This is a genomic window from Bartonella sp. MR110HLJHH (assembly GCF_042194225.1).
Taxonomy (GTDB): domain Bacteria; phylum Pseudomonadota; class Alphaproteobacteria; order Rhizobiales; family Rhizobiaceae; genus Bartonella; species Bartonella grahamii.
On sequence record NZ_JBHIMQ010000006.1, the window covers coordinates 98,303 to 105,646 of the forward strand.

6 protein-coding genes, 2 tRNA genes and 1 pseudogene are annotated in these 7,344 nt (G+C 37.6%); 8 read left to right on the plus strand and 1 reads right to left on the minus strand.

Features of this window, described 5'->3' with window-relative positions; genetic code table 11:
* Positions 1-99 precede the first annotated feature (99 nt).
* The 5 genes from tig (at position 100) to ACFIKB_RS05250 (ending at position 5,860) form a co-directional block, all read left to right on the plus strand.
* Complete coding sequence (tig, locus tag ACFIKB_RS05230) at positions 100-1,527, plus strand: trigger factor (RefSeq protein ID WP_375647569.1); 1,428 nt, start codon at positions 100-102, stop codon at positions 1,525-1,527.
* Between the two features lie 128 nt (positions 1,528-1,655).
* On the plus strand, positions 1,656-3,155 hold the full coding sequence (gene gatB, locus ACFIKB_RS05235) for an Asp-tRNA(Asn)/Glu-tRNA(Gln) amidotransferase subunit GatB (RefSeq protein WP_375644893.1): 1,500 nt from the start codon (positions 1,656-1,658) through the stop codon (positions 3,153-3,155).
* 181 nt (positions 3,156-3,336) lie between these two features.
* Positions 3,337-3,735, plus strand: coding sequence for an NADH:ubiquinone oxidoreductase subunit NDUFA12 (locus ACFIKB_RS05240; RefSeq protein WP_012755018.1), 399 nt, complete (start codon positions 3,337-3,339; stop codon positions 3,733-3,735).
* An 89-nt stretch (positions 3,736-3,824) separates the two neighbouring features.
* Entirely contained in the window at positions 3,825-4,250 is a 426-nt protein-coding gene (locus tag ACFIKB_RS05245; protein WP_375652980.1) for a DUF2155 domain-containing protein, read from the plus strand.
* Positions 4,251-5,134: 884 nt separating this feature from the next.
* Positions 5,135-5,860: a rhomboid family intramembrane serine protease gene (locus ACFIKB_RS05250; protein WP_375636474.1), complete on the plus strand. Its 726-nt coding sequence runs from the start codon at positions 5,135-5,137 to the stop codon at positions 5,858-5,860.
* A gap of 3 nt (positions 5,861-5,863) precedes the next feature.
* Here the strand turns inward: ACFIKB_RS05250 and ACFIKB_RS05255 are convergent, their stop codons facing one another.
* Positions 5,864-6,694, minus strand: coding sequence for an RNA methyltransferase (locus tag ACFIKB_RS05255; RefSeq protein ID WP_026500346.1), 831 nt, complete (start codon positions 6,692-6,694; stop codon positions 5,864-5,866).
* Positions 6,695-6,899: 205 nt separating this feature from the next.
* On the opposite strand from ACFIKB_RS05255, the gene ACFIKB_RS05260 reads away from it, so the two are divergent.
* The 3 genes and pseudogenes from ACFIKB_RS05260 to ACFIKB_RS05270 form a co-directional block, all read left to right on the plus strand.
* Positions 6,900-6,983, plus strand: a tRNA-Tyr gene (locus ACFIKB_RS05260).
* A 31-nt stretch (positions 6,984-7,014) separates the two neighbouring features.
* Positions 7,015-7,088: transfer RNA gene (locus ACFIKB_RS05265), tRNA-Gly, on the plus strand.
* Positions 7,089-7,268: 180 nt separating this feature from the next.
* A pseudogene (locus ACFIKB_RS05270) lies at positions 7,269-7,344 on the plus strand (elongation factor Tu); the annotation flags it as partial.

Here is a 7,344-nt window from a genome sequence, read left to right on the forward strand (position 1 = left end):
TGAAATTCCGCTTCATGGTAAATGTAACACTCGAAGTGTTAGAATGTAATGATTATTAGAGTGGGTTTATCCCTCTCCTTAGGAAAATGAAGGTGTTTAATGCAGGTTACCGAGACGCTTAATGAAGGACTGAAGCGCGAAATTAAGATCGTGGTTCCAGCGAAAGATTTAGAAGAAAAGCTGAATGAAAGATTGGATGATACCAAGGGAAAAATCAAGCTTAATGGTTTTCGTCCCGGTAAAGTGCCTAGTGGGCATTTGCGAAAAATGTATGGTAAATCCTTTATGGCGGAGATTCTCAATGAGATACTCAGTGATGCGCCTCGGTCTATTTTAGCAGATCGCAATGAACGTGCAGCGATGCAGCCAAAAATTGATATAGATGAAGATGAAAAAATTCTAGATGGCAAAGCTGATTTTACTTTTAGTTTAAAGTATGAAGTTTTACCAAAAATTGAAATTAAAGATTTTGAACATATTAAGGTTATCCGTGAAATTGCAACTATTCCTGAACAGGATATTGATGATCAAATCAATCGCGTCCTTTCTTCTACGCGTAATTATTCCCTAAAAGAGGGGGCTTCTGAAGAAGGTGATCGTATTACCATAGATTATCAAGGTAAGCTTGAAGGCGTTCCATTTGAAGGTGGGGCAGATAGTGATGCACAACTGATTCTTGGATCAAAACAATTTATTCCTGGTTTTGAAGAGCAATTGGTTGGTGTGAAAGCTGGGGATGCAAAAACGATTTTTGTTAAATTTCCTGATGATTACAGTGCAGCACATTTGTCCGGACGGGAAGCAGAGTTTGACATTACTGTCAAAGCTGTCTTTAAACCAGATGAATTAAAAATTGATGATGAAGCAGCACAAAAAGTTGGTTTAGAGTCTCTAGATCGCTTACGTGAGGTCGTTCGTGGGCAGATTGAAAGCCAATATGGTTCAGTGACACGTCAAAAAGTTAAGCGTCAAATTCTTGATGCTTTAGATGCTGATTATAATTTTGAGATTCCTGAGGAACTTTTAGAGATTGAGTTTAACAATATATGGGCTCAGGTTAATGATGATTTGAAAAAGGCTGGGCGCAGTTTTGAAGATGAAGGTATTACAGAAGAAAAGGCACGGGAGGAATATCGTGTCCTTGCGCAACGTCGTGTTCGTCTTGGTTTGGTGCTTTCTGAAATTGGAATGAAGGTTGGTGTTAAAGTTAGTGAGGATGAGCTAAAAGCAGCCGTTTTTGATCAGGTTCGCCAGTATCCTGGACAAGAGAAAGAGATTATGGATTTTTTCCGCAGGACTCCGGAAGCTGTTGAAAATCTACGTGCTCCGATTTTTGAAGAAAAGGTCATTGATCATTTATTAGCACAGATAAAAGTCACAGATAAAGAAGTGACGGTTGAAGAGTTGATGAAAGAATATGACGAATCAGATGTCCCTGAAGAAAAGCCGGCAAAGAAAAAGTCTGCAGTGAAAGAAACGTCTACAGAGAAAACATCAGCTAAGAAAAAAGCTCCTAAAAAAGCTTAATATTTATGCAAACAGAAAAAGCCCGATAGAATCGGGCTTTTTGTAAGATTTATATCCTAGGATTGCACTGAGAGAATGGTTTTAGATAAGCCATGAGTATATTTTAAAATATTGGTAGTGGATTGGCAATGAGCATCATTGATACGCGTACTCCTGATTCTAAGCGTTTTATTTCTGGAGTTACAGGTGATTGGGAAGTCATCATTGGCATGGAAGTTCATGCGCAAATCATATCAAATTCAAAACTTTTTTCAGGAGCATCAACCAAATTTGGTGCAGAGCCAAACAATCATGTATCACTTATTGATGCAGCCATGCCAGGTATGTTGCCTGTTCTTAATCAAGAATGTGTCCGTCAAGCGGTTCGAACGGGGTTAGGGTTAAAGGCGCATATTAATTTAAAATCTGTTTTTGATCGCAAAAATTATTTTTATCCAGATTTACCGCAGGGGTATCAGATCTCTCAATTTCGCTATCCCATTGTGGGAGAGGGAAAGATTATCATATCTGTTGGTCCAGATTCGAATGGCCAATTTGAGGATATTGAAGTAGGAATTGAGAGGTTGCATCTTGAACAGGATGCTGGAAAATCGATGCACGATCAACATCCAACGATGTCTTTTGTAGATCTTAATCGTTCTGGTGTTGCTCTTATGGAAATTGTTTCCAAACCTGATATGCGCTCATCAGATGAAGCCAAAGCCTATATGACAAAATTGCGTACGATTGTTCGTTATTTGGGCACTTGCGATGGCAATATGGATGAAGGTTCTATGCGTGCAGATGTCAACGTATCTGTTCGTCGTCCTGGTGAAAATTTTGGAACGCGCTGTGAAATTAAAAACGTTAATTCTATTCGCTTTATTGGTCAAGCCATTGAGTATGAAGCGCGTCGTCAGATCGCAATTTTAGAAGATGGAGGCGTCATAGATCAAGAGACTCGGCTTTTTGATGCGGCTAAAGGTGAAACGCGCTCTATGCGCTCAAAAGAAGAAGCACATGACTATCGTTATTTTCCTGATCCTGATCTTTTACCATTAGAATTTGATCAAGCGTTTGTGGATGCTTTGGCAGCAGACTTACCAGAATTGCCTGACGCTATAAAAGCACGTTTTGTTAAGGAAATGGGATTGACAGTGTATGATGCTTCCATTCTTGTGACAGAAAAGGCTATTGCTGATTATTTTGAAGAAGTAGCACGTGGGCGTGATGGCAAAATAGTTGCCAATTGGGTGATTAATGACCTTTTAGGGGCTTTAAATAAAGATAATTGTGAGATTGAAGAGTCACCGGTATCGCCAAATCAATTGGGAAGCATTATTGATCTCATAAAAGAAGGAGTTATTTCTGGAAAAATTGCCAAAGATCTTTTTGAGATTATTTGGAATGAGGGGGGAGATGCACGCCAAATTGTAGAAGAGCGAAATATGAAGCAGGTGACAGATACAAAGGCAATTGAAAGAGCAGTTGATGAAATCATTGCTAATAATTCTGATAAAGTTGCGCAAGCAAAACAGAAACCCGCTTTAGCTGGTTGGTTTGTTGGACAGGTAATGAAAGCAACAGGTGGTAAGGCAAACCCTCAAGCTGTTAATGAATTGGTTAAGATGAAACTTGGCATAGATTAAATTTTATGGGGTGGAGAAGAAGCCATACATATGATATCTTCTTGAAATTAAGGGATAGCACGTTATCCTATCAATTGGAATTGTAGCTGAATTTACTAGTAACTTTTTCGGTAATTTCAATCGTTAACAGTTTTATTCCAACGATTAATTTCATGAGCGCACTAAATGAATGGAATAGCAGATGGCTCGTTTTTTTAAGCAAATCTTCACATGGTGGAATGGCAATACCATTGGTACGCGTTTTTTCACATGGCGCAAAGGTAAGCGGATAGGGGAAGATCAATTTGGAAATATATATTATGAAGGGGGACTTCATAAGGATGGTTATCCGCACCGTTGGGTTATCTATAAAGACTATTCTGAGGCCTCTACTATTCCACCAGGTTGGCACGGCTGGATTCATCATCGCTGTGAGTGCCCACCAACACAGGAGGATTATCATCCTTATGAATGGGAAAAGCCTCATGTTGCAAATATGACAGGAACAAGTGAGGACTATCGACCAAAGGGGGCTATCACCTCCAATGGAGAGCGTTCTTGTGTGCATGAAGATTATGATGCGTGGTCACCTAAAAAATAAAAGATTTTAGTGTGTGCGTGTATTTTTGTCTTATTTGACTCTATGTTATGAAAAGAATTATTTTTTAAGATGCGATTGATTTTGATATGATGAGATTTTTTTTATTGTTAGGGGTGAAGCATTTTATATATATTTCTTTAATGGGAGTTTTAGTATTTTTATCCTTAAATAGTGGAGTGCGGGCTGAGCGTATTAGCAATGGAATTGCTGTTTTTGCAGGTCTTGACAAAATCACGGGGCGGACCACACGTTTTGAAGTTACTCTTGGTAAAATTTATCAGTACGGTGCATTACAGGTGACGCCACGTGCGTGTTATACGAACTCTAAAGATGAACCAACGCGTACAACTGGTTTTGTTGAAGTCAATGAAGTGACATTAGATAAAAAAGTACGGCGTATTTTTACAGGATGGATGTTTGCAGATAGTCCTGGTTTGAACGCTGTTGAGCATCCTATTTATGATGTGTGGTTAAAGGATTGCAAGCAGAATTCTCAAGATCTTCCTCTTCAATGATTAGTGTGTTATCTATTATAATACATTGATTTATAATGGCCCTTTATCATTTTACAACTTAATAAGAGGTTCAATTTCCTATGATTGCCTCATTTAAAATTTTTCTATATTGAATTAATCCAAATTATTCTCTTGCGCATTACAAGTGGCGGATGTGCAGATAAGATTCTCTAAGATAAGGAATAAAAATTTCCTTCATGAACTGTTTAAATTCAAAGAGGCATCATTAAAATAAACATATTTTGCAGTGTTTCATAAGAGACAGTTCTTGAATTATATTTGTTAGAGGTTGAAATGAAAGGCTTGTTGATATTTGTTAAAGAGATGAACTGAAGCTTTTGCATTTATGAGGGAAACAGACTATCAAGTGAGTAGTTCATCATGAAACACTAATGAATATATCTAGAGAAAGCTGTGTTGATAGTTTTTTCTCATAGAGATGTCGTTTTTCATTCAAAGAGTAGAAGCAATGCAAGCTATATTAATGGAAAAATTGAGATTTAAGATTATTTAAAGTTTATCAATCGAAGTATAGTTTGGTTATAAAATGCAATGATCAGTATGTTTCTAGTAAAAAAACAATGTTTATATATTTTTATTATACACCACCTCATAAGTGAGTTTGTCTATTCGTAAGTTCTTGTATATTACATGATAACTTCACATTTAAATAAGCAGGATACCGCTAAGTTTGTAAATCATATTCTTGATATCCGTGCTTTTTAAAATCTTTTGTATAAAATACACGTGTTTTCATGTAGAGCTATTGAAAATTTAAAAAGGGGCTTCGAAGAGGCGTTGAAAAGATTCTGCATCACTGGGAGTGGTATATTTATTTTGTATAAAGAATAACCCATTCTCTAAAGAATACGAGATTTTATAAAATGAAAGTTTCTAGTCACCAACATAATAATGTTTCTCGATTACCGAAACAACCTAAAGAACCCTTGTTGAATGTTCCATTTATTATAGTTGTTTTGATAGCATTTTGTTTTTGTCTTTATTGCATTTCTCAGTATTTTTTTTCTCATAAGGTTTATGTTGAAAGTCTTGAATTTTTTTCATTTATACCAGCATTGTTTAAGAGGGATCCTGTAGCACTCTGTTATACCATGGTGAGTTATTCATTTATGCATAGTAGTTTTAAACATGTTGCTCTTAATATGGTTTGGCTTTTGGTTTTTGGCTCTCCTTTAGCAAGGCATTTTGGTGTTTTACGTTTTTTAATTTTTTGGGTGTTAACGGCTGTTATTTCTGTTTTGACTTATTTTACATTTCATCAAGAAAGTACCATATCACTTATTGGGGCGTCAGGTGCCGTATCTGGAATGATGGGAGCTATTGCACGTTACGGTTTTTCTAGTGGTTATCTATCTGTTAATGCGCAGAACGAAAATTTTTTGGGACCTTTATTGTCCGTCAAAAAAGCTCTGTGTTCTAAGGGGGTACTTGTTTATATGAGTGTATGGCTGACGGCTGATTTTATCATAGGTATTTCTTCTATTTTGTTTGAAGAAAATGGCATCTCAATAGCATGGGAAGCTCATATTGGCGGGTTTCTTGCGGGTTTTTTGTTGGTTGGTTTTTTTGATGTTTCACAAAAAAATTAAAAACTAGAATCTAAGATATTTATGTGCCACATAAAGCGCTATTGTTGCTGCATTTGAAACATTTAATGATTTAATATTTCCAGGCATATCAAGGCGTGTTAAAGCGCAAACGGTTTCACGTGTTTTTTTACGTAAACCTTTACCTTCTGCTCCTAAAACAAGAGCAATTTTATTCCCTGTTAATGCTGTTTCTAGAGGTTTGTCCCCTTCTGAATCGAGACCAAAGCTTGTAAAACCTGTTTGATGAAGTTCTTGAAGAGCTTCAGCGAGGTTTCGTACGGTAATATAATGAATCATTTCCAGAGCTCCAGATGCCGCTTTCGCAAGAACACCGCTTTCGTGGGGAGAGTGACGGCAAGTTGTAATAAGCGCTTTAGCTTTCAATGCAACTGCAGAGCGCATAATAGCGCCAACATTATGCGGATCGGTAATTTGATCCATGACAATGACCAGATCAGTATTGGTTAGTTCCGAAAGTTTGCATGGTTTGAGGGGTAAAGTTTCCAAAACAATACCTTGATGAACAGCCTCACTTCCAACAAGCGAATCAAGATATTTGGGGGTGCATAATGTAACAGAGCAAGGATAATCTGATTCGGATATATTTAATCGTTTTAAGGCATTTTGTGTAACGTAAAGACATTTTAAAATTCTTTTTGGGTTTTCTAAAGCTGCCTGAACAGAATGAATGCCATAAAGATGGATGATCCCTTGCTGTAAAGAAGCAGCTTTCTTCTTTAGGTGTGTAAAAGATCGAGAAGGAGAGCCTTTTGTATCGCGATATCGGCGACGTAAACGAGCATAATGAGAATTTTGTGATGTTTTTTCTTTCATAGCTTCTTTATAGCGTGTTAATAAGAAAAATAGAGAGAAAAAATCTGTGATTTAAAGTTATGAGCAGGAAATTTGTACAGAATTGTATTTATTCTGTTGACAGATACAATAGTAATCGTCATAACCACTTCGCAATCAGATTGAATTGAATGGGTATTCAAGATGGTTTTCGTAATGTCTCATTGCGCGACTTTACCGGTGTAATGGAGGGGTGCCCGAGTGGTTAAAGGGGGCGGACTGTAAATCCGTTGCGTATGCTACGTTGGTTCGAATCCAACCCCCTCCACCATTCATCGAAGGAGAGTTATTATGTGAGTCAAGCGGGTATAGCTCAATGGTAGAGCAGCAGCCTTCCAAGCTGAATATGCGGGTTCGATTCCCGCTACCCGCTCCAAATAGTTGTTGGTGATTGGGCAAATAGGTATGATGGAGGATATTCCATTTATAGATTGGGTGGGGTTTTCCGTCTAAGAGTTGTGGTGATTGAGCTGGTTACAGCCTAGTCGGATTGAGTTTTGCAGGACTGTCCCTAGGTGCTAACAAGAATAGGGAATAAAACAAGAGATTAATAGCGATGGCGAAGAGCAAGTTTGAACGAACAAAACCGCATGTTAATATTGGTACGATTGGTCACGTTGATCATGGGAAGA